We start from the raw sequence: 23,931 nt of genomic DNA, 5'->3' as shown, positions 1-23,931 counted from the left end.
GTGGCCTCAGGTCAGCTTGATCTGCACGTCAACGCCAGCCGCGAGTTCGAGCTTCATCAGCGCGTCCACGGTCTTGTCGTTGGGGTCAACGATGTCCAGCACGCGCTTGTGCGTGCGGGTCTCGTACTGGTCACGCGCATCCTTGTCGGCATGCGGCGAAACGAGGATGGTGTAGCGCTCGATCTTGGTCGGCAGCGGGATCGGGCCGCGCACTTGCGCGCCGGTCCGCTTGGCCGTTTCGACGATCTCGCTGGCCGAGCGGTCGATCAGGCGATGATCGTACGCTTTGAGCCGGATTCGGATCTTTTGGTCCGCCATGACGGAATTCCTTACGTTAAAAGAGCGACGGGCCGGCTTCTGGGTGTGCCGAACCCCTGGAATACGCAAACACCCCGGAGCTGCACCCTCGCTCCGGAGCTTCCCTGCCTGAAAAAAACTAGGCAGACCGGTTGCCCGATCCGCCCAGACGGTGGAGTAGAACGCACGAAGCGCCCCGTTTAGCGTTCCTTGGAAGCCCGAGGGCCCAGAACGTACGGAGCGTTGCCGTGCGACATGTCCATGTCTGGCGAATACGAGGCGCGTCCTGCACCTCATTTCGCTGGTTGCGGGGCCTTCTTGAAGGAAGGTCCGCAGTGGTCGTGCATTCTAACCGGATATCCACAGGTTGTGCAAGCACGTGCTGTGGGGCGGTCAGATGGGGCTGTTCAGGCCCCGGATCAACGTCCCTGGATCCCCGCCTTCGCGGGGATGACGAATTGACAAAGCCGGGCGCGCTTGCGCGCGCCCGGGTCAATTCGTCACTTGATGATCTTCGCCACCACGCCGGCGCCGACGGTACGGCCGCCTTCGCGGATTGCGAAACGCAGGCCTTCGTCCATTGCCACCGGGTTGATCAGCGCGACGACCATCTTGATGTTGTCGCCCGGCATGACCATCTCGACGCCTTCCGGCAGCGTCACTGCGCCGGTGATGTCGGTCGTGCGGAAGTAGAACTGCGGGCGGTAGCCCTTGAAGAACGGGGTGTGACGGCCGCCCTCGTCCTTCGACAGCACGTACACCTCGGCCTCGAACTCGGTGTGCGGGGTGATCGAACCCGGCTTGCACAGCACCTGGCCGCGCTCGACGTCGTCACGCTTGGTGCCGCGCAGCAGCAGACCGGCGTTGTCGCCTGCCTGGCCCTGATCGAGCAGCTTGCGGAACATCTCGACGCCGGTGACGGTCGTCTTCTGCGTCGGACGGATACCGACGATTTCGATTTCGTCGCCCACCTTGATGATGCCGCGCTCGATACGGCCGGTCACCACGGTGCCGCGGCCCGAGATCGAGAACACGTCTTCCACCGGCATCAGGAACGCCTTGTCGACGTCACGCTCCGGCTGCGGAATGAACGTGTCCAGCGCCTCGACCAGACGCAGGATCGACGGCACGCCGATTTCCGACTGGTCGCCTTCCAGCGCCAGACGGGCCGAACCGTGGATGATCGGGGTGTCGTCGCCCGGGAAGTCGTACTTCGACAGCAGCTCGCGCACTTCCATCTCGACCAGCTCGAGCAGCTCGGCGTCGTCGACCATGTCGGCCTTGTTCAGGTACACGACGATGTACGGCACGCCGACCTGGCGCGACAGCAGGATGTGCTCGCGCGTCTGCGGCATCGGGCCGTCAGCGGCCGAGCACACCAGGATCGCGCCGTCCATCTGCGCCGCACCCGTGATCATGTTCTTCACGTAGTCGGCGTGGCCCGGGCAGTCCACGTGGGCGTAGTGACGGTTCGGGCTCTCGTACTCGACGTGCGCCGTCGAGATCGTGATGCCGCGCGCCTTCTCTTCCGGCGCCGCGTCGATCGCGTCGTACGCCTTGAACTCGCCACCGAAACGCTCCGCACCCACCTTCGTCAGTGCCGCCGTCAGCGTCGTCTTGCCGTGGTCGACGTGACCGATCGTGCCCACGTTCACGTGGGGCTTGGTGCGCTCAAATTTACCCTTGGCCATGATTGTCTCTCTTTAAAGTTTGATGCGTGTTCTGTGGTAACGAGGCGCCGGCGAGGGCCGGCGCCACGGGGACTTCGATCAACCGCCCTTCTTCATCACCGCTTCGGCGATGTTGTTCGGGGCTTCGGCGTAATGGTCGAATTCCATCGTGAACGTCGCGCGACCCTGGGTCAGCGAACGGATCGTGGTGGCATAACCGAACATCTCGCCCAGCGGCACCATCGCGTTGATGGTCTTGCCCGACGGCGTATCGTCCTGGCCCTGGAGCAGGCCGCGACGACGGCTCAGGTCGCCCATCACGTCGCCGACGTACTCTTCCGGCGTCACGACTTCGACCTTCATGATCGGCTCGAGCAGGACCGGATCGGCCTTGCGGAAGCCTTCCTTGAACGCCATCGAAGAGGCGAGCTTGAACGCCATTTCCGACGAGTCGACGTCATGGTACGAGCCGAACACGAGCTTGACCTTGATGCCCACGACCGGGAAGCCGGCCAGCGGACCGCTGGTGATCGTCTCGCGCAGGCCCTTCTCGACCGCCGGGATGAACTCCTTCGGGATCACGCCGCCGGTGATGTCGTTGACGAACAGGAAGTCATTCTTGACGTCTTCGTTGGCACGGTCGGCTTCGTTCATCGGCGACAGCTCGATGACGACATGGCCGTACTGGCCCTTACCGCCCGACTGCTTGGCGTGCTTGTAGTCCGACTTGACGTCCGACTTGCGGATGGTCTCGCGGTACGCCACCTGCGGCTTGCCGACGTTGGCCTCGACATTGAACTCGCGACGCATGCGGTCGACGAGGATATCCAGGTGCAACTCGCCCATGCCGGCGATGATCGTCTGGCCCGACTCTTCGTCGGTACGCACGCGGAACGAAGGATCTTCCTGCGCCAGGCGACCCAGTGCCATGCCCATCTTTTCCTGATCGGACTTGGTCTTGGGCTCGACCGCCATCGAGATGACGGGCTCCGGGAAGGTCATGCGCTCGAGGGTGATGATGTGATCCTGCGCGCACAGCGTGTCGCCGGTGGTCACGTCCTTCAGGCCCACGGCCGCGGCGATATCGCCGGCGCGGACTTCCTTGATCTCGTCGCGCTGGTTGGCGTGCATCTGCAGGATGCGGCCCACGCGCTCCTTCTTCGACTTCACCGGGTTGTACACCTGGTCGCCGGAGTTGAGCACGCCCGAGTAGACGCGGAAGAAGGTCAGCGAACCGACGAACGGATCGGTCATGATCTTGAACGCAAGCGCCGAGAACGGCTCGGTGTCGGACGCGGTGCGGGTGTCCTCCTTGTCGTCTTCGTCGATGCCCTGGACCGGCGGACGGTCGGCCGGCGACGGCAGCAGGTTGATCACGCCGTCGAGCATGGCCTGCACGCCCTTGTTCTTGAACGCCGAACCGCAGAAGACAGGCACGATCTCGACGCGCAGGGTGCGCGCGCGCAGACCGGCGACGATCTCCACTTCGGTGAGCTCGCCTTCGTTGAGGTACTTGTCCATCAGCTCTTCGGACGCTTCGGCGGCAGCTTCGACCATGAAGTTGCGCGCTGCCTCGGCCTGGGCCTGGAGGTTCGCCGGGATCTCGCGGTACTCGAACACGGTGCCCTGCGAGGCGACATCCCAGTGGATGGCCTTCATCTTCAGCAGGTCGACCACGCCCTCGAAGCCGTCTTCAGCGCCGATCGGCACCTGCATCGGCACGGCGTAGGCGCCAAGGCGCGCACGCAGCTGCTCGACGACCTTGTCGAAGTTGGCTCCGGTGCGGTCCATCTTGTTGACGAACGCCATGCGCGGCACCGAGTACTTGTTGGCCTGACGCCACACGGTCTCGGACTGCGGCTGGACGCCACCGACGGCGCACAGCACGAACACCGCACCGTCGAGCACGCGCAGCGAACGCTCGACTTCGATGGTGAAGTCGACGTGCCCGGGGGTGTCGATGATGTTGAAGCGGTGCTCAGGCAAGGACTTGTCCATGCCCTTCCAGAACGCGGTCGTAGCGGCCGACGTAATGGTGATGCCGCGCTCCTGCTCCTGTTCCATCCAGTCCATCGTCGCGGCACCTTCGTGCACTTCGCCGATCTTGTGGCTGACACCGGTGTAGAACAGGATGCGTTCGGACGTGGTGGTCTTGCCGGCATCGATGTGGGCCATGATGCCGAAGTTGCGGTAACGCTCGATGGGAGTGGTGCGAGCCACGGGACCCTCTCGTAAGTTTTCGAATTCCAGATGGCCGGACGCCGCCTCAAAGGCGGCCTCCGGTTCGCATGGCGGCTTTCTCGCCGCCGCGGCAGCACATGTCGTGCTGCTGAGTGGGACGCCCCCCTATATGGGGGCGTCCGGCTCAGATCACCAGCGGTAGTGGGCGAACGCCTTGTTCGCTTCCGCCATGCGGTGGGTTTCTTCGCGCTTCTTGATGGCGCCGCCGCGGCTTTCCGAGGCGTCGATCAGTTCGGCAGCGAGCTTGCGCGGCATGGTGTTCTCGCCGCGCTTGCGCGCCGACTCGATCAGCCAGCGCATGGCCAGCGCCATGCGGCGCGAGGCACGGACTTCGACCGGCACCTGGTAGGTGGCACCGCCGACGCGACGCGACTTCACTTCGACCGCAGGCGAAACGTTGCCCAGTGCCTTCTCGACCAGCTCGAGGGCATTGGGGTTCTTCTCGCTGATGACATCCATCGCGCCGTAGACGATCTTCTCGGCGACCGACTTCTTGCCGCTCTGCATGACCATGTTGATGAAACGGGCGATCGTCTCGCTGCCGTGCTTGGGGTCCGGCAGGACCGAACGCTGAGGGGTGGAACCTTTACGCGACATGGTGCGTACCTATTCTCGTGATTCTTGTACGGAGACCGAAACGGTCGTCCGGCTTAGGACTTCGGACGCTTGGCGCCGTACTTGGAGCGGCTCTGGCGGCGCTTGGCGACACCGGCGGCATCGAGCGAGCCACGCACGGTGTGGTAGCGCACGCCCGGCAGGTCCTTGACGCGACCGCCGCGGATCAGCACGACCGAGTGCTCCTGAAGGTTGTGGCCTTCGCCGCCGATGTACGAGATGACCTCGTAGCCGTTGGTCAGGCGCACCTTGGCGACCTTACGCAGAGCCGAGTTCGGCTTCTTCGGGGTCGTGGTGTACACGCGGGTGCAAACGCCACGACGCTGCGGGCAGTTCGCGAGCGCCGGCGAGGCACTCTTGTAGGTGGTCGCCTGCCGCGGCTTGCGGACCAGCTGATTGATCGTCGCCATCTGGAACTCTTTGAAGAAGGCCTGGATTGGCCTTTCGTGGAAAAACGAACGGCACGCCGGGGCAACCCGGCATACCGAGACGAAAAAGTATAGCCCGCGTCAGACGTCACCGTCAACGCGAGCTAAACCGTGTGTTCCGCCCGGGCCGCCGAAGGCAGCCTGCGAGGTCGGAACTTCACTGCGATCCCGCCCATCCTGGGCCGAACACGAGGCGCATCCTGCATCCTCATTTCGTGATCTGGACGGCCCCACGAGGGGGCTGTCGGTATTTCCCTAATTGTAACCGGATTTGCCGGCCGAAACCAAGCCAATCCGGGGCCGGCCCAGAGTGGGCCGAACAGGGCGGGAAACTCCCGCCCTGCCCGTTCTTGCTGCTTACGAGGCGCTCGAGTCGCCTTCGACCTCGGCCACTTCCACGACCGGCTCGATCGCCGAGGCGACCGGTGCCGACAGCGCTTCCATTTCCGAGTCGGTCAGGCCCGACGCGTTCTTGCGGCGCAGCGTGTGGTACGCCAGACCGGTACCGGCCGGGATCAGGCGGCCGACGATCACGTTCTCCTTCAGGCCGCGCAGACCGTCGCGGGTGCCGCGGACGGCAGCCTCGGTCAGGACGCGGGTGGTCTCCTGGAAGGAGGCCGCCGAGATGAACGACTCGGTCGCCAGCGAGGCCTTGGTGATGCCCAGCAGGACCGGCTCGAAGCCGGCCAGGATCTCGTTGCGACCGGCCAGGCGGGCGTTCTCTTCGATCAGACGCTGACGCTCGACCTGCTCACCGTTGAGGAACTTGCTGTCGCCCTGGTCGGTGATCTCGACCTTGCGCAGCATCTGGCGAACGATCACCTCGATGTGCTTGTCGTTGATCTTCACGCCCTGCAGGCGGTAGACGTCCTGGATTTCCTTGGTCAGGTACACGGCCAGCGGCTCGACACCGAGCAGGCGCAGGATGTCCTGCGGGCTCGGCTCGCCGTCCACCACGGTCTCGCCCTTCTCCACGTGCTCGCCTTCGAACACGATGATCTGGCGGTACTTGGGGATCAGCTCTTCGTGCTCGTTGCCGTCGGTGTCCTTGATGATCAGGCGCTGCTTGCCCTTGGTGTCCTTACCGAAGGAGACGATGCCCGAACGCTCGGCCAGGACCGCCGGGTCCTTGGGCTTGCGTGCTTCGAACAGGTCGGCAACGCGCGGCAGACCACCGGTGATGTCGCGGGTCTTGGACGCTTCCTGCGGGATCTTGGCAACCACGTCGCCCACGCCGACCGGCGCGCCGTCCTGCAGGTTGACGATCGAACGCGGCGGCAGCAGGTACTGCGCCGGCAGATCGGTACCCGGGATCGACAGGTCCTTGCCGTTCTTGTCGACGATTCGGACGATCGGACGCAGGTCCTTGCCCTGCGAGCCGCGACGCTTGGGATCGGTGATCTCGCGCGACGCCAGGCCGGTCAGTTCGTCGGTCTTCTCGATCACGGTCACGCCATCGACGAAGTCGATGAAGCGGACGAAACCGGCGACTTCCGAAACGATCGGGTGGTTATGCGGATCCCAGCTGGCCACGGTCTGGCCGGCCTTGATCGTGGCACCGTCCTTGACGTTGACCGTGGCGCCGTACGGCAGCTTGTAGCGCTCGCGCTCACGGCCGTGGCCGTCGAGCACCGACAACTCGCCCGAACGCGACACTGCGACCAGGTGGCCACCGGCGTGATCGACGTGCTTGAGGTTGTTGAACTTGATGCTACCGGTGGTCTTGACCGTGACGTTGTCGATGGCGGCGGCACGCGAAGCGGCACCACCGATGTGGAACGTACGCATGGTCAGCTGCGTACCCGGCTCACCGATCGACTGCGCGGCGACAACGCCGACCGCTTCGCCGTGGTTGACCAGGTGACCGCGACCGAGGTCGCGACCGTAGCAGTGCGCGCAGACGCCGAACGAGCTGCGGCAGGTGATCGTCGAACGGACCTTGATCGACTGCACGGAAGCGTCGTCGAGCTTCTGCACCCAACCCTCGTCGAGCAGGGTGTTGCGGGTGACGATCGGCTCTTCGTCGTTGCCCGGCAGGAACACGTCCTCGGCCACGACGCGACCCAGCACGCGGTCGCGCAGCGGCTCGACCACGTCGCCGCCTTCCACGATCGGAGTCATGGTCAGGCCTTCCAGCGTGCCGCAATCGTCCTCGGTGATCACCACGTCCTGCGCCACGTCGACGAGGCGACGGGTCAGGTAACCGGAGTTCGCCGTCTTCAGCGCGGTATCGGCCAGGCCCTTACGGGCGCCGTGGGTCGAGATGAAGTACTGGAGAACGTTCAGGCCTTCGCGGAAGTTCGCGGTGATCGGCGTCTCGATGATCGAGCCGTCCGGCTTGGCCATCAGGCCGCGCATACCGGCGAGCTGACGGATCTGGGCCTGCGAACCACGGGCGCCGGAGTCGGCCATGATGTAGATCGAGTTCATCGACTTCTGGTCGATGGTCTCGCCCTTGGCGTTGAGCACCTTCTCGGTGCCGATCGCGTCCATCATCGCCTTGGCCACGCGCTCGTTCGTGCGCGACCAGATGTCGACGACCTTGTTGTAGCGCTCGCCGGCGGTGACCAGGCCCGACTGGTACTGCTCCTGGATTTCCAGGACCTCGGCTTCGGCCTCGGCCAGGATGCCCTTCTTCTCGACCGGGATCAGCATGTCGTCGATGCCGATGGAGACGCCAGCGCGGGTCGCGTAGGCGAAGCCGGTGTACATCAGCTTGTCGGCGAACACGACCGTGTCCTTCAGGCCGAGCATGCGGTAGCAGGAGTTGATCAGGCGGCTGATGTTCTTCTTGGTCAGCTCGACGTTGGCCAGCGCGAACGGCAGGCCCTCCGGCAGGATCTCGCGCAGCAGGGCGCGACCCACGGTCGTGTCGACGATCGAGGTCTTCTGCTCGCTGGTGCCGTCGTCGTTGTTCACCGTCTCGGTGATGCGGACCTTGCACTTGGCGTGCAGCTGCACGACGCGGTTGTCGTAGGCGCGCTTGACTTCGGCGACGTTGGCGAACGCCATGCCCTCGCCTGCCTTGTTCTCAAGGCCGCGGGTCATGTAGTACAGGCCCAGCACGACGTCCTGCGACGGCACGATGATCGGCTCGCCGTTGGCCGGCGACAGGATGTTGTTGGACGCCATCATCAGCGCACGCGCTTCCAGCTGGGCTTCCAGCGAGAGCGGCACGTGGACGGCCATCTGGTCACCGTCGAAGTCGGCGTTGAACGCGGTGCAGACCAGCGGATGCAGCTGGATCGCCTTGCCTTCGATCAGCACCGGCTCGAACGCCTGGATGCCCAGGCGGTGCAGCGTCGGTGCGCGGTTGAGCAGGACCGGATGCTCGCGGATCACCTCTTCGAGGATGTCCCACACCTCGGCCTCTTCGCGCTCGACGAGCTTCTTGGCGGCCTTGATGGTGGTGGCCAGGCCACGGCGCTGCAGCTTGGCGAAGATGAAGGGCTTGAACAGCTCGAGCGCCATCTTCTTCGGCAGGCCGCACTCGTGCAGGCGCAGCGTCGGGCCGACCACGATGACCGAACGGCCCGAGTAGTCGACGCGCTTGCCCAGCAGGTTCTGGCGGAAGCGACCCTGCTTGCCCTTGATCATGTCGGCGAGCGACTTGAGCGGGCGCTTGTTGGTGCCGGTGATGGCACGGCCACGACGGCCGTTGTCCATCAGGGCGTCAACCGACTCCTGCAGCATGCGCTTTTCGTTGCGCACGATGATGTCGGGCGCATTGAGTTCGAGCAGGCGACGCAGGCGGTTGTTGCGGTTGATGACGCGGCGGTACAGGTCGTTGAGGTCGGAGGTCGCGAAGCGGCCGCCGTCCAGCGGAACCAGCGGACGCAGGTCCGGCGGCAGCACCGGCAGCACGGTCATGACCATCCACTCCGGGCGGTTGCCCGACTCGAGGAAGGCTTCGACCAGCTTGATGCGCTTGGTGAGGCGCTTGAGCTTGGTTTCGCTGTTGGTCGAGGCGATCTCTTCCTTCAGCTGGACCATTTCCGACTGCAGGTCGATCGTGCGCAGCAGCTCGTAGACGGCCTCGGCGCCCATGGCGGCCTCGAAGTCGTCGCCGTGCTCCTGGCGTGCCTGCAGGAACTGCTCTTCGGTGAGCAGGTTGCCGCGCTCGAGCGCGGTCAGGCCCGGCTCGGTGACGACATACGCTTCGAAGTACAGGATGCGCTCGATGTCACGCAGGGTCATGTCCAGCATCAGGCCGATGCGCGAGGGCAGCGACTTGAGGAACCAGATGTGCGCGACCGGCGAAGCCAGGTCGATGTGGCCCATGCGCTCGCGACGGACCTTGGCCAGGGTGACCTCGGTGCCGCACTTCTCGCACACCACGCCGCGGTGCTTCATGCGCTTGTACTTGCCGCACAGGCACTCGTAGTCCTTGATCGGACCAAAGATGGCGGCGCAGAACAGGCCGTCACGCTCGGGCTTGAACGTGCGGTAGTTGATCGTTTCCGGCTTCTTCACTTCGCCGAACGACCACGAACGGATCAGGTCGGGCGAAGCCAGCGCGATCTTGATCGCATCGAAGTCGATGGTCTGTCGCTGCTGGTTGAACAGATTCAGAAGGTCTTTCATGGTTTTCTCCGGGAATCGGGAATAGAGAATGGGGAAGCGTCAGATCGGGCTTCGGAGCGGGAGCCGGTCGCTTGCGCGGTGGCCGACTCCCTTCCCTGCCCTGGGATTCCTCAGTTCTCTTCCAGCTCCATGTTGATCGCGAGCGAGCGGATTTCCTTCACAAGCACGTTGAAGGACTCCGGCATGCCGGCGACCATTTCGTACTCGCCGTCGACGATGTTCTTGTACATCTGGTTGCGGCCCTGCACGTCGTCGGACTTCACCGTCAGCATTTCCTGCAGGGTGTAGGCCGCGCCGTAGGCTTCCAGCGCCCAGACTTCCATCTCACCGAAGCGCTGGCCACCGAACTGCGCCTTGCCGCCCAGCGGCTGCTGGGTGACGAGCGAGTACGGACCAGTGGAACGGGCGTGCATCTTGTCGTCGACCAGGTGGTTCAGCTTCAGCATGTGCATGTAGCCGACCGTGACCGGACGCTCGAACGACTCACCGGTGCGACCGTCGAACAGCATGGTCTGGCCGCTGGTGGGCAGGTCGGCGAGCTCGAGCATGCGCTTGATCTCCGACTCGGCGGCACCGTCGAACACCGGGGTGGCCATCGGCACGCCATCGCACAGGTTCTTGGCGAGCGTCAGCAGCTCCTCGTCGCTGAACTGGGTCAGGTCGACGCGGTCACCGGCGATCTTGGTGTCGTGGTTGTAGATGTCGTCGAGGAACTGGCGCAGCTCGGAGACCTTCTGCTGTGCTTCCAGCATGCGCTGGATCTTCTGGCCCAGGCCCTTGGCGGCCCAGCCCAGATGCACTTCGAGGATCTGGCCGATGTTCATACGCGATGGCACGCCCAGCGGGTTGAGGACGATGTCGACGGTCTGGCCGTCGGCCGCGTACGGCATGTCCTGCACCGGCACGATGGTCGACACGACACCCTTGTTGCCGTGGCGGCCGGCCATCTTGTCGCCCGGCTGGATGCGGCGCTTCACCGCGAGGAACACCTTCACCATCTTCAGCACGCCCGGTGCGAGGTCGTCGCCCTGGGTGATCTTGCCGCGCTTGTCGGCGAAGCGCTTCTCGAACTCGGCCTTGTGGACCTCGATCTGCTTCTGCGCGCGCTCGATCGCCTCGACCGCTTCCTCGTCCTTCATGCGCAGGGTGAACCAGTCCTTGCGGGACAGGCCCTCGAGCACGAGCGAGGTGACGGTGTCGCCCTTCTTCAGGCCACCGCCGCCATTGGCGACGCGACCGATCAGCTGGGTGCGCAGGCGGTCGTAGATCGCCGCTTCGAGGATGCGGTACTGGTCGTCGAAGTCCTTCTTGACGCGACGGATCTCGTACTCCTCGATCTGGCGCGCGCGCTTGTCCTTCTCGATGCCGTCGCGGGTGAAGACCTGCACGTCGATGACGGTGCCGTCCATGCCCGGCGGAACGCGCAGCGAGCTGTCCTTAACGTCGGAGGCCTTCTCGCCGAAGATCGCGCGAAGCAGCTTCTCTTCCGGGGTCAGCTGCGACTCGCCCTTCGGCGTGACCTTGCCGACCAGGATGTCGCCGGCACGCACTTCGGCGCCGATGTAGACCACGCCCGACTCGTCGAGGCGGTTGAGGGCCTGCTCGGAGACGTTGGGGATGTCGGCGGAGATTTCCTCCGGTCCCAGCTTGGTGTCGCGGGCGACGCAGGTCAGCTCTTCGATGTGGATCGTGGTGTAACGATCCTGCTCGACCACGCGCTCGGAGAGCAGGATCGAGTCCTCGAAGTTGTAGCCGTTCCACGGCATGAACGCGACCAGCATGTTCTGGCCGAGCGCGAGCTCGCCGATGTCGGTCGACGGACCGTCCGCCAGCACGTCGCCGCGCGCAACCACGTCACCGACATTCACCAGCGGACGCTGGTTGATGCAGGTGTTCTGGTTGGAGCGGGTGTACTTGATCAGCGTGTAGATGTCGACGCCGGCATCGGTCTCGCCGACGATTTCCTTCTCGTTGACCTTGACCACGATGCGGCCTGCGTCGATCTGCTCGATCACGCCACCACGACGGGCATTGACGGTCACGCCCGAGTCCCGCGCCACGGCGCGCTCGATGCCGGTACCGACCAGCGGCTTCTGCGCACGCAGCGTCGGCACGGCCTGGCGCTGCATGTTGGCGCCCATCAGTGCGCGGTTGGCGTCGTCGTGCTCGAGGAACGGCACCAGCGCCGCAGCGACCGACACGGTCTGCATCGGCGAGACGTCCATGAAGTGGATCTCGCTCGGCGGACGCAGCATCGACTCGCCCTGGTAACGGCAGGCGACGAACTGGGCGGTGATGTTGTTGTCGTCGTCGGTCGGTGCATTGGCCTGGGCGATGACGTACTCGTTCTCTTCGATCGCCGACAGGTACTCGACGGCATCGGTGACGCGGCCGTCGATGACCTTGCGGTACGGCGTCTCGAGGAAGCCGTAACGGTTGGTACGGGCGAACACGGCGAGCGAGTTGATGAGGCCGATGTTCGGGCCTTCCGGCGTCTCGATGGTGCAGACGCGGCCGTAGTGGGTCGGGTGGACGTCGCGGACTTCGAAGCCGGCGCGCTCACGGGTCAGGCCGCCCGGGCCGAGGGCCGAGACGCGACGCTTGTGGGTGACTTCCGACAGCGGGTTGTTCTGGTCCATGAACTGCGACAGCTGCGAGGAGCCGAAGAACTCCTTGATCGCGGCGGCCACCGGCTTGGCGTTGATCAGCTCCTGCGGGGTCAGGCCTTCGGACTCGGCCATCGACAGGCGCTCCTTGACCGCGCGCTCGACGCGGACCAGGCCGACGCGGAACACGTTCTCGGCCATTTCGCCGACCGAACGCACGCGACGGTTGCCCAGGTGGTCGATGTCGTCGACCGTGCCGCGACCGTTGCGGATCTCGGTCAGCACGCGGATCACGTCGAGGATGTCGGACGTGGCGCCGTTGGCGTTGCGCAGGCGCACCGACTCCTCGTCCTTGCGCTCGGCAAAGTACTTGGCGTCATAGAGCACCGAAGCGCCCTCGGTTTCCTTGCGGCCGAGGCGACGGTTGAACTTCATCCGGCCCACGGCCGACAGGTCGTAGCGCTCGAAGGTGAAGAACAGGTTGTGGAACAGGTTCTGCGCGGCGTCCTTGGTCGGCGGCTCGCCCGGACGCATCATTCGGTAGATCTCGACCAGCGCTTCCAGCTGCGTCTTCGACGGGTCGATGCGCAGCGTGTTGGACAGGTATGCACCGCGGTCGAGGTCGTTCACCCACAGGGTGCCGACCGCATCGATGCCGGCCTTGCGGAACGCGCCCAGTTGGTCTTCGTTGATCTCGTCGTTGGCCGTGGCCAGCAGTTCGCCGGTCTTGGCGTCGACGACGTCGTGCGAGAGGATGCGGCCGACCAGGTAGCTGTCCGGCACGGCCAGGGCGGCAATACCCGAGGCCTCCAGCTGCTTGACGTGGCGCGCGGTGATGCGCTTGCCGGCCTCGACGATGATCTTGTCGCCATCGGCCAGGTCGAAGTCGAGCGTTTCACCACGCAGGCGCTCGGAGACCAGCTCCCACTGCACGCCCTCGGGCATGATGTGGAAGGTGTTGATCTCGAAGAACTCGCGCAGCATTTCTTCGTTGTTGTAGCCCAGCGCACGCAGCAGCACGGTCACCGGCAGCTTGCGGCGACGGTCGATACGGGTGAACAGCGCATCCTTCGGGTCGAACTCGAAGTCGAGCCAGGAACCGCGGTAAGGAATGATGCGGGCGCTGTACAGCAGCTTGCCCGAGCTGTGGGTCTTGCCGCGGTCGTGGTCGAAGAACACGCCCGGCGAACGGTGCAGCTGCGAGACGATGACGCGCTCGGTGCCGTTGACGATGAAGGTGCCGTTGTCGGTCATGAGCGGAATCTCGCCCATGTAGACCTCCTGCTCCTTCACGTACTTGATGGCCTTGGTCGACGACTCGCGGTCGTAGATCACCAGGCGCACGGTCACGCGCAGCGGGGCGCCGTAGGAGAGGCCGCGGTTACGGCACTCGCGCTCATCGAACGGCGGATCGCCCAGCTTGTAGCCGACGTATTCCAGGGCGGCGTTGCCGCTGTAGCTGACGATCGGGAACACCGACTTGAGGGCCGCGTGCAGGCCGCGGTCGGCGCGCTTGGCCGGATCGATGTTTTCCTGCAGGAACTCCCGGTACGAGTCGACCTGGATGGCCAGCAGGAACGGAATTTCGAGGATGGATTTGCGCTTGCCGAAATCCTTGCGAATTCGCTTCTTTTCGGTGAACGAGTAGATGGCCTTGGAGGCCGTCGTCATGGAAGCTGTGGTCATGGTGAGCTACCGCCTCGGAGATTTTCGGTGGTTCGCCTTCGCGGCGAGCCGGGGGATCAAAATTGCCAGTGGGAAGTCGCTGGTATTGCCGGCACCAGCACGCCTTCTCCCGCTACTTCCGACTGTCAACTCGTTGGTAACGCGTTATTCCTGCCGCCCCCTGGGCTCGTAACCCCAGGAACGGCCAAAGGCCGGGGACTTTCGTCCCCAGCCTCAGGTGGTCGCCAGTACTACGCTCTTAACAAGAGCCGGCGACACAAGTACTGAATTACTTCAGCTCGACCGATGCGCCGGCAGCCTCGAGGTCCTTCTTGAACTTCTCGGCGTCGTCCTTCGAGACGGCTTCCTTCACGGTCTGCGGAGCACCCTCGACGAGGTCCTTCGCTTCCTTCAGGCCCAGGCCGGTGATGGCGCGGACGGCCTTGATGACTTCGACCTTCTTCTCGCCGGCAGCCTTCAGGATGACGTTGAACTCGGTCTGCTCTTCGACGACGGCAGCGGCAACGGCCGGGCCAGCAGCGACGACCGGGGCAGCGGCGGAGACGCCGAACTTCTCTTCGATCGCCTTGACCAGCTCCATCACCTCGAGAAGGGTCTTCTCGGCAATGGCGTCGACGATCTGTTCGTTGGACAGGGACATGTTATTAACCTCTGGAAATTGATCTTACGAATCGATTGGTAAAGCGAGCTACGACAGGTTTCGGCGCGGACGTTAAATAACGTGTTACGCCGGTTCCGCCACTGCTTCGGCTTCGGCGTCGGCAACATCGCCACCGCCCTGCTTGTCGGCCACTGCCTTGACGGCGCGGGCGAACATCGTTGCCGGCTCGTTGAGGACGCGGGCCAGCATGGCCAGAGCCTGTTCGAGGGTCGGCAGCGAAGCGAGGACTTCGACGTGGCTGGCCGGATAAACCTGGCCACCCATCGCGACGACCTTGGCCTGCAGCTTGTCGTTACCCTTGGCGAATTCCTTGATCAGACGACCGGCAGCGCCGGGTTCTTCCATCGAGAACGCGTACAGCAGCGGACCGGTGAGCACGTCTTTAGCGCACTCGTATTCGGTACCGACGACAGCGCGCGAAGCCAGGGTGTTCTTGACAACTTTCAAGAAAACGCCGGTTTCACGAGCCTTCTTGCGCATCGCGGTCATCTGACTGACCGTGGTGCCCGCGTACTCGACAGCAATCAAGGAGTGGGCCTTGGCGGCGACTTCTGCCAGCTCGGCTACTACTTCTTGCTTCTGGGACAGATTGAGAGCCATTGCACTCCTCCAAATGAACTCCGCTTACGGCTCCTGCCGCTTGCGGTCCTGGGCGATACCGTCCGTGGCATCGGGGATGGGCGAACATCCCGGTGGTGGCCACTCCAGAAAGATTTCCAGAAGGCACCATCTACGCAGGCCGACCCGAACGAGTCCGGATTAAGCAGCCCCGCTTCCACCGACGGCGATTCCCTGCCATGTCGAGCATCCATGCCCGTCGCCGGTAGGCGCTGACCGCACCTGCGGTCTTTGACGGCTATCGCTTCGGGTTTGCACCCTGGGCGATGCCCTCAAAATTTTGTCTCCGGCATTCCCGCGAAGGCGGGAATCCGGGGACGTTGGTCTGACAAACCCACGCGCAAGCGCGCGGGTCAAATCGTCACTTCAGGGTCAGCGTGCCCTGGTCCACGGCGACGCCGGGGCCCATGGTGGTGCTGATCGAGATCTTCTGCAGGTACTGGCCCTTGGCAGACGACGGCTTGGCCTTGATCAGGTCGAGCAGCAGCGCGGTCAGGTTTTCCTTCAGCGAGGCGTCTTCGAACGAAGCCTTGCCGATGGTGCAGTGGATGATGCCGGCCTTGTCGGTGCGGTAACGCACCTGGCCGCCCTTGGCGTTCTTCACGGCTTCGGCCGGGTTCGGCGAAACGGTGCCGACCTTCGGGTTCGGCATCAGGCCACGCGGGCCGAGCACCTGGCCCAGCTTGCCGACGACGCGCATGGCGTCCGGGGTGGCGATGACGACGTCGTAGTTCAGGTCGCCGGCCATCATCTTCTCGGCCAGGTCGTCCATGCCCACGGCTTCGGCGCCAGCGGCGATGGCTTCGTCAGCCTTCGCACCGGCGGGGGCGAACACCGCCACGCGCACCGACTTGCCGGTACCTGCCGGCAGCACGGTCGAACCGCGAACCTGCTGGTCGGACTTCTTCGCGTCCACGCCCAGGCGCACGGCGACGTCGACGGACTCGACGAACTTGGCCTTGGTGGCGGTCTTCACGATCTTGAGTGCGTCGTCGATGGCGTAGGTCTTGCCCGGGACAACTGCGGCCTGGATGGCCTTTTCGCGCTTGGTCATTGCCATGTCTTAACCCTCCACCACCAGACCCATGCTGCGGGCCGAACCCGCAATCGTCTTCACCGCTGCATCCAGGTCGGCTGCCGTGAGGTCAGCTTCCTTCTGCTTGGCGATCGCTTCGAGCTGGGCGCGGGTGACCTTGCCCACCTTCTCGGTGTTCGGGCGCTTGGAGCCCGAGGCGACGCCGGCGGCCTTCTTCAGCAGCACCGAAGCCGGGGTCGACTTGGTGATGAAGGTGAAGGTACGGTCCGAGTACGCGGTGATGATGACCGGGGTCGGCAGACCCGGCTCGAGCTTGGAGGTCGCGGCGTTGAAGGCCTTGCAGAACTCCATGATGTTCAGGCCGCGCTGGCCCAGGGCCGGGCCGACGGGCGGCGACGGGTTGGCCTGGCCGGCCTTGACCTGCAACTTGATGTAACCGACTACTTTCTTAGCCATTTCTCTCTCTCCGGGTGCAAACGCCTGGACTTCAGGCTCCCCATCGCGCCGGGAAAATCACGTGTCCCGACATCACGTTGTGTCTGCAATCTGACTGGACTGCCCAGCACGCCGACGGCCGCCATGCGGCGGCCGGGGCTTCTGGATCGCGCTGAAAGCGGCGAGCCAGCAAGTATATCAGCTATTTAGCGCCGGATGCCAGACCCGGCGCCGAGCCGGGTCAGGCCTTCTCGACCTGCCCGAATTCCAGCTCGACCGGGGTCGAGCGGCCGAAAATGAGCACGGCCACGCGCAGGCGGCTCTTCTCGTAGTTGATCTCTTCGACCACGCCGTTGAAGTCGTTGAACGGGCCGTCGATGACCCGGACCATCTCGCCCGGCTCGAACAGCACCTTGGGCTTGGGCTTCTCGACGCCTTCCTGCACGCGCTGCAGGATCATGTCGGCCTCGTGGTCGGCGATCGGCAGCGGGCGGTCGGCGGTGCCGCCGATGAAGCCCATCACCTTCGGGGTCTCCTTGACCAGGTGCCAGCTCTCGTTGTCCATGCGCGGGATGCCCGCTTCGTCATGGGTCGCAATCTGGACCAGGACATAGCCCGGGAAGAACTTGCGCTCGGAACGGCGCTTCTGGCCGGAGCGCATTTCCACGACCTCTTCGGTCGGGACCAGCACTTCGCCGAAACGCTCCTGCATGCCGTCGCGCACGATACGGTCACGCAGCGCCTGTGCCACGGACTTCTCGAAGCCCGAGTAGGCATGTACCACGTACCAACGCTTATGCACTTCGCTCATTTCTTCAGCGCCCCAGCAGGAACTTGACTGCGGCCTGGATCACCACGTCGAAACCGGCCAGGATCAGGCTCAGCACGGCGACGGCGATCATGACCACCCAGGTGGTGCGCATGGCTTCCTGGCGGGTCGGCCAGACCACCTTGCGCAGCTCGAAGCGCGATTCAGACAGGAATTCGCGGGTTTGCAGGCCCTTGGAGCTGGTCAGGAACACACCGGCACCCAGGACCAGGCCGCCAGCGACGGCCAGGGCGCGCAGCGCGCCGGCCCACTGGTCGAAGTAGATGTAAGCGGCCACGCCCGCAGCGACCAGCAGCACGGCAAGTGCGTACTTGACGATGTCGCCGGCAGAGGAGGATCCGTGTTGTTCGACCTTGCTGTTCATCCGATCCATCGCGCGGCGGTGAGGCCACGTCTGTAGGTGGAACGTCCCGACCACGGATGACCGGGGCTGTGCGGAAGCGCCCGCATGTAGTGGCACGCCAGGAGGGACTCGAACCCCCAACCTGCGGTTTTGGAGACCGCTGCTCTGCCAATTGAGCTACTGGCGTACATCGATAAAGCTTAACGGTTTTGCTGGAAGCGGGTTGGACCCGATTTCAGCCCCGGAGTTCAGGCGCCCCGGTTCAGAACCAGGCCCCTTAGACGGCGACGGCGAGCCGTTGCCGACTCGCCGGGAAGTCCACAACATCTACGGCAAAATCAACGTCCCTGGATCCCCGCCTTCGCGGGGATGACGAATTGACAAAGCCGGGCGCGCTTGCGCGCGCCCGGGTCAATTCGTCACTTGATGATCTTCGCCACCACGCCGGCGCCGACGGTACGGCCGCCTTCGCGGATTGCGAAACGCAGGCCTTCGTCCATTGCCACCGGGTTGATCAGCGCGACGACCATCTTGATGTTGTCGCCCGGCATGACCATCTCGACGCCTTCCGGCAGCGTCACTGCGCCGGTGATGTCGGTCGTGCGGAAGTAGAACTGCGGGCGGTAGCCCTTGAAGAACGGGGTGTGACGGCCGCCCTCGTCCTTCGACAGCACGTACACCTCGGCCTCGAACTCGGTGTGCGGGGTGATCGAACCCGGCTTGCACAGCACCTGGCCGCGCTCGACGTCGTCACGCTTGGTGCCGCGCAGCAGCAGACCGGCGTTGTCGCCTGCCTGGCCCTGATCGAGCAGCTTGCGGAACATCTCGACGCCGGTGACGGTCGTCTTCTGCGTCGGACGGATACCGACGATTTCGATTTCGTCGCCCACCTTGATGATGCCGCGCTCGATACGGCCGGTCACCACGGTGCCGCGGCCCGAGATCGAGAACACGTCTTCCACCGGCATCAGGAACGCCTTGTCGACGTCACGCTCCGGCTGCGGAATGAACGTGTCCAGCGCCTCGACCAGACGCAGGATCGACGGCACGCCGATTTCCGACTGGTCGCCTTCCAGCGCCAGACGGGCCGAACCGTGGATGATCGGGGTGTCGTCGCCCGGGAAGTCGTACTTCGACAGCAGCTCGCGCACTTCCATCTCGACCAGCTCGAGCAGCTCGGCGTCGTCGACCATGTCGGCCTTGTTCAGGTACACGACGATGTACGGCACGCCGACCTGGCGCGACAGCAGGATGTGCTCGCGCGTCTGCGGCATCGGGCCGTCAGCGGCCGAGCACACCAGGATCGCGCCGTCCATCTGCGCCGCACCCGTGATCATGTTCTTCACGTAGTCGGCGTGGCCCGGGCAGTCCACGTGGGCGTAGTGACGGTTCGGGCTCTCGTACTCGACGTGCGCCGTCGAGATCGTGATGCCGCGCGCCTTCTCTTCCGGCGCCGCGTCGATCGCGTCGTACGCCTTGAACTCGCCACCGAAACGCTCCGCACCCACCTTCGTCAGTGCCGCCGTCAGCGTCGTCTTGCCGTGGTCGACGTGACCGATCGTGCCCACGTTCACGTGGGGCTTGGTGCGCTCAAACTTACCCTTGGCCATGACAGTCGACTCTCGCTTGTAGGACGGAATTACGTTGGTGGATCGCTTGTAGTGGTGCTCACGAAAGGAATCGAACCTTCGACCTCCTCCTTACCAAGGAGGTGCTCTACCGACTGAGCTACGTGAGCAGATTGTGCCTAGCAGGTGGGACGTCGCGGCGTTCAATGGAGCGGGAGACGGGAATCGAACCCGCACCATCAGCTTGGAAGGCTGAGGTTCTACCGTTGAACTACTCCCGCGCCGGAACCTACCTGCTTGGGTACTGCGCCGATGGATGGTAACGCCATCGGTTTGTTGCCTGTTGCACTGCCGACCTTGCGACCGGGTGAAGCTGGTGGAGGGAGGTGGATTCGAACCACCGAAGGCGTAAGCCAGCAGATTTACAGTCTGCCCCCGTTGGCCGCTTGGGTATCCCTCCAAAGAGCCCGCAATTTTGGGACCGGTCGGCGGGGTTGTCAACGGCGATTACACATCAATTTTCACGATAGAGGCAAAAACTCTTCAAAACACCGTCCCCCAGCGCGCGGGCAAGCGGACGGATCGATCAGACGTTGAAGCGGAAATGCAGTACGTCGCCTTCCTGGACGCGGTATTCCTTGCCTTCCAGACGCAGGCGACCGGCGTCGCGGGCACCGGACTCGCCCTTGTACTTGATGTAGTCGTCATACGCGATGGTTTCGGCGCGGATGAAGCCCTTTTCGAAGTCGGTGTGGATCACCGCGGCGGCCTGCGGCGCGGTCGAACCGGACTTGACCGTCCAGGCGCGGACTTCCTTCACGCCGGCGGTGAAATAGGTCTGCAGGCCCAGCAGCTTGTAAGCAGCGCGGATGACCCGGTTCAGGCCCGGCTCGTCGAGGCCGAGGTCGGTCAGGAAGGCGTCGCGGTCGGCGTCCTCGAGCTGGCTGAGCTCTTCTTCGATCGCCGCGCACACCGGCACCACCTCGGCACCCTCGCCCACCGCGCGCTCGCGCACGGCGTCCAGGTGCGGGTTGTCGTGGAAACCGTCCTCGAGGACGTTGGCGACGTACATGACCGGCTTGAGGGTCAGCAGGAACAGGTCGCGCACCTGCAGGCGGTCGTCTTCCGACAGGCCCAGCGCGCGCGCCGGCTTGCCCGAATCCAGCCCGGCGCGGACACGGCCCAGCACCTCGACCCGGATCTTGGCGTCCTTGTCACCGGTCTTGGCCGTGCGCTCGGCGCGCTGCAGGGCCTTTTCCACGGACTCCAGGTCGGCCAGGGCCAGCTCGGTGTCGATCGTCTCGATGTCGGCGATCGGGTCAACCTTGTTGTTGACGTGGATGACGTCGGGGTTCTCGAAGCAGCGCACCACGTGGGTGATCGCGTCGACCTCGCGGATGTGGGCCAGGAACTTGTTGCCCAGTCCCTCGCCGCTGGCGGCACCGGCGACCAGGCCGGCGATGTCGACGAACTCGACCGCGGTCGGGATGCACTTCTGCGGCTTGACGATCTCCGACAGCGCGATCAGGCGCGGATCGGGCACCGGCACGACGCCGACGTTGGGTTCGATCGTGCAGAACGGGAAGTTGGCCGCCGCGATGCCGGCCTTGGTCAGGGCGTTGAAGAGGGTCGACTTGCCGACGTTAGGCAGGCCGACGATGCCGCATTTGATGCCCATGACGCTTTCTCGCTCTGTTGCAGCACCGGCATCGCGCCGGCACCAGGAATGGGGGTGGAACTCAGGCCCGCGGCGTGTGCAGCCGCTTCATGGCCTCGTTGAAGTCGCCGCTGACCGCCAGGGGCAATACGTCCTGGGCATCGTCGACGGCGCGCAGGATCATCGCCTCGTCGGCACTGCCCGGACGGCCCAGCACCCAGGAGGTGACGCGGTCCTTGTGGCCGGGGTGGCCGATGCCGATGCGCAGGCGATGGTACTTGCCGTGGCCGAGCAGCTGGCTGATGTCGCGCAGGCCGTTCTGGCCGCCATGGCCGCCCTCGAACTTGAGGCGGGCGACGCCGGCGTCGAGGTCGAGCTCATCGTGGGCGACGAGCATCTGCTCCGGCTCGATCTTCCAGTAGCGCAGGGCCGCGGTGACCGACTTGCCGGACAGGTTCATGAAGGTGGCCGGCTTGAGCAGCCAGACCGGCTGGCCGGCAATGTCGACCTTGCAGGTCTCGCCGAACAGCTTGGATTCCAGACCAAAGCGGCCGCCCAGGCGTGAAGCCAGGGCGTCCACAAACCAGAACCCGGCGTTGTGCCGGGTCCGGAGGTGTTCGGCTCCGGGATTTCCCAGACCGACGATGAGGCGCAAACCGGCAGCCATCAGAGAGTCTCACGCAGTGGCCTGCCCGCGGTTGCGGGCAGGCGCACGGGACGTGATTACTTCTCGTCCTTCTTGGCGGCCTTGGTCGCCGGCACTTCGGCCGGTGCCTCTTCCGAGGTTTCCTCGGTTTCGACGCGACCGTGCTTGGCCATCACGACGGCAACGTCGTGTTCCTTGCCCAGCTTCAGTTCCGGCAGCTCGACGCCCTTGGGCAGCTTGATGTCCGACAGGTGCACCACGTCGCCGACGGCCAGCTTGGCCAGGTCGACTTCGATGAACTCCGGCAGGTCCTTGGGCAGGCAGCTGACGGTGACTTCGTTGAGCTCGTGGGTGATGACCACGTCGGCGGCCTTGCCGGCCGGCGAGCTGTCCTGGTTGAGGAAGTGCAGCGGCACGGAAGCCTTCAGCGCCTGGTTCAGATCAACGCGCTGGAAGTCCAGGTGCATGATGATCTGCTTGAACGGATGGCGCTGCATGTCACGCAGCAGGACCGGCTCGGCCTTGCCGTCGATCTCCAGGGTCAGGATCGAGGAGTAGAACCACTCGTTCTGCTGGGCCAGCCAGGTCTTCTCGTGGTCGAGCTGGATGGGCTGCGGCGCGGACTTGCCGCCGTAGACGATGGCCGGGATGCTGGCGGCATGACGAAGACGGCGGCTCGCACCCTTCCCTTCGACGCTGCGGCCAGTGGCCTTGAGGATGTGTTCAGACATTGGAATTACTCACTTTTACTGCAATGAACCCGTCTCGCGACGGGTATGAACGCTCACCCGCGACCAGGTGAGCGGCGTTTGCGGCAACGACCGGAGCCGTCGCCGCGAATTCTTCATCGACCTTTCAGTCGACTGCTCAATCAACGTACAGCGAGCTGACCGATTCGCCGAAGGCAACACGGCGGATCGTTTCAGCCAGCAGCTCGGCAACGCTGAGCTGGCGGATCTTGTTGCAGGCCCTGGCCGCGTCCGACAGGCGTATGGTGTCGGTCACCACCAGCTCGTCGAGCTGCGACCGGGTCACGTTGTCGATCGCCGCGCCCGACAGCACCGGGTGGGTGCAGTAGGCGGCGACCTTGACCGCGCCGCGCTGCTTGAGGGCAGCGGCGGCAGCGCACAACGTGCCGGCGGTGTCGACGATGTCGTCGACGAGGACGCAGGTCTTGCCTTCGACGTCGCCGATGATGTTCATCACCGTGGAGACGTTGGCGCGCGGGCGGCGCTTGTCGATGATCGCCAGGTCGGCGTCGTCGAGGCGCTTGGCGATCGCGCGGGCGCGGACCACACCGCCGACGTCAGGCGAGACCACCACCATGTTGTCGGTGCCGTGCGCGCGCCAGATGTCGGCGAGCAGCAGCGGCGAGGCATACACGTTGTCGACCGGGATATCGAAGAAACCCTGGATCTGGTCGGCGTGCAGGTCGACCGTGAGCACGCGATCGGTACCGACCGCGCTGAACATCTTGGCCGCCACCTTGGCCGTGATCGGCACGCGCGACGAACGCGGGCGGCGATCCTGGCGGGCGTAGCCGAAGTACGGCACCACCGCGGTCACGCTGGCCACCGAGGCGCGCTTGAGCGCGTCCACCAGCACCAGCAGCTCCATGAAGTTCTCGGCCGTGGGCGCGTTCGTCGGCTGGATCACGAACACTTCCTGGCGGCGCACGTTCTCTTCGATCTCGACCTGCACCTCGCCGTCCGAGAAACGGCTGACGAGTGCCTTGCCCAGGCGGATGCCGAGCTCCTTGCACACCGCGTCGGCCAGCGGGCGGTTGGCATTGCCACTGAAAATCAGCAGGTTCCGATCGTTCTGCACAGTGCTCTCCGCTTCGCTCTGACCGTGGCGGTTATCTGGGAGCGTCCGCACCGGAAACGCCGGGTCGGTCCGCAATGAATTGGCAGGGGCGGTAGGATTCGAACCTACGAATGCCAGGATCAAAACCTGGTGCCTTGGGCCTCTTGGCGACGCCCCTGCATGAGGTACCAGCGGACTGCAGCAG

Annotated in this window: 18 protein-coding genes and 5 tRNA genes; all 23 read right to left on the bottom strand. The window is 64.6% G+C overall.

The genetic code is table 11. The annotated features are described in order from the left end of the window. Window positions 1-6: 6 nt before the first annotated feature. Entirely contained in the window at window positions 7-318 is a 312-nt protein-coding gene (gene rpsJ, locus MNR01_RS15755) for a 30S ribosomal protein S10 (protein WP_014161383.1), read from the bottom strand. A 479-nt stretch (window positions 319-797) separates the two neighbouring features. Next, window positions 798-1,988, bottom strand: a complete 1,191-nt coding sequence (gene tuf / locus MNR01_RS15750; protein WP_241918677.1) for an elongation factor Tu — start codon at window positions 1,986-1,988, stop codon at window positions 798-800. Between the two features lie 78 nt (window positions 1,989-2,066). After that, window positions 2,067-4,187: an elongation factor G gene (fusA, locus tag MNR01_RS15745; RefSeq protein WP_241918679.1), complete on the bottom strand. Its 2,121-nt coding sequence runs from the start codon at window positions 4,185-4,187 to the stop codon at window positions 2,067-2,069. A gap of 150 nt (window positions 4,188-4,337) precedes the next feature. Continuing rightward, the gene (gene rpsG, locus MNR01_RS15740) at window positions 4,338-4,805 is read right to left on the bottom strand and encodes a 30S ribosomal protein S7 (RefSeq protein WP_200606512.1); all 468 of its coding nucleotides are present in this window, start codon (window positions 4,803-4,805) and stop codon (window positions 4,338-4,340) included. A gap of 53 nt (window positions 4,806-4,858) precedes the next feature. Then, window positions 4,859-5,233 (bottom strand): 30S ribosomal protein S12, encoded by a 375-nt coding sequence (rpsL, locus tag MNR01_RS15735; protein WP_036115437.1) that lies wholly within the window; start codon window positions 5,231-5,233, stop codon window positions 4,859-4,861. Window positions 5,234-5,608: 375 nt separating this feature from the next. Beyond that, complete coding sequence (gene rpoC, locus MNR01_RS15730; RefSeq protein ID WP_241918678.1) at window positions 5,609-9,835, bottom strand: DNA-directed RNA polymerase subunit beta'; 4,227 nt, start codon at window positions 9,833-9,835, stop codon at window positions 5,609-5,611. Between the two features lie 110 nt (window positions 9,836-9,945). Beyond that, complete coding sequence (gene rpoB / locus MNR01_RS15725) at window positions 9,946-14,112, bottom strand: DNA-directed RNA polymerase subunit beta (RefSeq protein ID WP_241920655.1); 4,167 nt, start codon at window positions 14,110-14,112, stop codon at window positions 9,946-9,948. A 283-nt stretch (window positions 14,113-14,395) separates the two neighbouring features. Beyond that, complete coding sequence (gene rplL / locus MNR01_RS15720; RefSeq protein WP_200606516.1) at window positions 14,396-14,767, bottom strand: 50S ribosomal protein L7/L12; 372 nt, start codon at window positions 14,765-14,767, stop codon at window positions 14,396-14,398. 84 nt (window positions 14,768-14,851) lie between these two features. After that, the gene (gene rplJ, locus MNR01_RS15715) at window positions 14,852-15,388 is read right to left on the bottom strand and encodes a 50S ribosomal protein L10 (protein WP_158733601.1); all 537 of its coding nucleotides are present in this window, start codon (window positions 15,386-15,388) and stop codon (window positions 14,852-14,854) included. A 379-nt stretch (window positions 15,389-15,767) separates the two neighbouring features. Continuing rightward, window positions 15,768-16,466, bottom strand: a complete 699-nt coding sequence (gene rplA / locus MNR01_RS15710) for a 50S ribosomal protein L1 (protein ID WP_158733602.1) — start codon at window positions 16,464-16,466, stop codon at window positions 15,768-15,770. 3 nt (window positions 16,467-16,469) lie between these two features. Then, on the bottom strand, window positions 16,470-16,898 hold the full coding sequence (rplK, locus tag MNR01_RS15705) for a 50S ribosomal protein L11 (RefSeq protein ID WP_158733603.1): 429 nt from the start codon (window positions 16,896-16,898) through the stop codon (window positions 16,470-16,472). Window positions 16,899-17,118: 220 nt separating this feature from the next. After that, window positions 17,119-17,688 (bottom strand): transcription termination/antitermination protein NusG, encoded by a 570-nt coding sequence (nusG, locus tag MNR01_RS15700; protein WP_200606520.1) that lies wholly within the window; start codon window positions 17,686-17,688, stop codon window positions 17,119-17,121. A gap of 4 nt (window positions 17,689-17,692) precedes the next feature. Further along, window positions 17,693-18,070, bottom strand: a complete 378-nt coding sequence (gene secE / locus MNR01_RS15695) for a preprotein translocase subunit SecE (RefSeq protein WP_158733605.1) — start codon at window positions 18,068-18,070, stop codon at window positions 17,693-17,695. Between the two features lie 90 nt (window positions 18,071-18,160). After that, window positions 18,161-18,236: transfer RNA gene (locus MNR01_RS15690), tRNA-Trp, on the bottom strand. Between the two features lie 232 nt (window positions 18,237-18,468). Beyond that, a complete protein-coding gene (gene tuf / locus MNR01_RS15685) occupies window positions 18,469-19,659 on the bottom strand; it encodes an elongation factor Tu (protein ID WP_241918677.1) in 1,191 nt (396 codons plus the stop codon). A gap of 52 nt (window positions 19,660-19,711) precedes the next feature. Next, window positions 19,712-19,787, bottom strand: a tRNA-Thr gene (locus tag MNR01_RS15680). Window positions 19,788-19,824: 37 nt separating this feature from the next. After that, window positions 19,825-19,898: transfer RNA gene (locus MNR01_RS15675), tRNA-Gly, on the bottom strand. Window positions 19,899-19,991: 93 nt separating this feature from the next. Further along, window positions 19,992-20,077 (bottom strand) — tRNA-Tyr (locus MNR01_RS15670). Window positions 20,078-20,203: 126 nt separating this feature from the next. Next, window positions 20,204-21,295 carry a redox-regulated ATPase YchF gene (ychF, locus tag MNR01_RS15665; RefSeq protein ID WP_200606521.1) on the bottom strand — a complete coding sequence of 364 codons (1,092 nt, stop codon included), beginning with the start codon at window positions 21,293-21,295 and terminating at the stop codon, window positions 20,204-20,206. 61 nt (window positions 21,296-21,356) lie between these two features. Then, the gene (pth, locus tag MNR01_RS15660) at window positions 21,357-21,941 is read right to left on the bottom strand and encodes an aminoacyl-tRNA hydrolase (RefSeq protein WP_241918676.1); all 585 of its coding nucleotides are present in this window, start codon (window positions 21,939-21,941) and stop codon (window positions 21,357-21,359) included. Between the two features lie 56 nt (window positions 21,942-21,997). Continuing rightward, on the bottom strand, window positions 21,998-22,651 hold the full coding sequence (locus MNR01_RS15655) for a 50S ribosomal protein L25/general stress protein Ctc (RefSeq protein ID WP_241918675.1): 654 nt from the start codon (window positions 22,649-22,651) through the stop codon (window positions 21,998-22,000). 136 nt (window positions 22,652-22,787) lie between these two features. Continuing rightward, entirely contained in the window at window positions 22,788-23,747 is a 960-nt protein-coding gene (locus MNR01_RS15650) for a ribose-phosphate diphosphokinase (RefSeq protein ID WP_241918674.1), read from the bottom strand. 80 nt (window positions 23,748-23,827) lie between these two features. Beyond that, window positions 23,828-23,904, bottom strand: a tRNA-Gln gene (locus MNR01_RS15645). Window positions 23,905-23,931 lie beyond the last annotated feature (27 nt).

The organism is Lysobacter sp. S4-A87, assembly GCF_022637455.1.
Lineage (GTDB): Bacteria > Pseudomonadota > Gammaproteobacteria > Xanthomonadales > Xanthomonadaceae > Lysobacter_J.
Note: the sequence above shows the minus strand (reverse complement) of the source record. Positions and strands in the feature narration are given on the sequence as shown.

Coding starts and splice junctions, on each gene's coding strand:
- rpsJ (WP_014161383.1), bottom strand. CDS start 318: ATGGCGGACCAAAAGATCCGAATCCGGCTCAAAGCGTACGATCATCGC.
- tuf (WP_241918677.1), bottom strand. CDS start 1,988: ATGGCCAAGGGTAAATTTGAGCGCACCAAGCCCCACGTGAACGTGGGC.
- rpsG (WP_200606512.1), bottom strand. CDS start 4,805: ATGTCGCGTAAAGGTTCCACCCCTCAGCGTTCGGTCCTGCCGGACCCC.
- rpsL (WP_036115437.1), bottom strand. CDS start 5,233: ATGGCGACGATCAATCAGCTGGTCCGCAAGCCGCGGCAGGCGACCACC.
- rpoC (WP_241918678.1), bottom strand. CDS start 9,835: ATGAAAGACCTTCTGAATCTGTTCAACCAGCAGCGACAGACCATCGAC.
- rpoB (WP_241920655.1), bottom strand. CDS start 14,112: ATGACGACGGCCTCCAAGGCCATCTACTCGTTCACCGAAAAGAAGCGA.
- rplL (WP_200606516.1), bottom strand. CDS start 14,767: ATGTCCCTGTCCAACGAACAGATCGTCGACGCCATTGCCGAGAAGACC.
- rplJ (WP_158733601.1), bottom strand. CDS start 15,388: ATGGCTCTCAATCTGTCCCAGAAGCAAGAAGTAGTAGCCGAGCTGGCA.
- rplA (WP_158733602.1), bottom strand. CDS start 16,466: ATGGCAATGACCAAGCGCGAAAAGGCCATCCAGGCCGCAGTTGTCCCG.
- rplK (WP_158733603.1), bottom strand. CDS start 16,898: ATGGCTAAGAAAGTAGTCGGTTACATCAAGTTGCAGGTCAAGGCCGGC.
- nusG (WP_200606520.1), bottom strand. CDS start 17,688: ATGAGCGAAGTGCATAAGCGTTGGTACGTGGTACATGCCTACTCGGGC.
- secE (WP_158733605.1), bottom strand. CDS start 18,070: ATGAACAGCAAGGTCGAACAACACGGATCCTCCTCTGCCGGCGACATC.
- tuf (WP_241918677.1), bottom strand. CDS start 19,659: ATGGCCAAGGGTAAGTTTGAGCGCACCAAGCCCCACGTGAACGTGGGC.
- ychF (WP_200606521.1), bottom strand. CDS start 21,295: ATGGGCATCAAATGCGGCATCGTCGGCCTGCCTAACGTCGGCAAGTCG.
- pth (WP_241918676.1), bottom strand. CDS start 21,941: ATGGCTGCCGGTTTGCGCCTCATCGTCGGTCTGGGAAATCCCGGAGCC.
- MNR01_RS15655 (WP_241918675.1), bottom strand. CDS start 22,651: ATGTCTGAACACATCCTCAAGGCCACTGGCCGCAGCGTCGAAGGGAAG.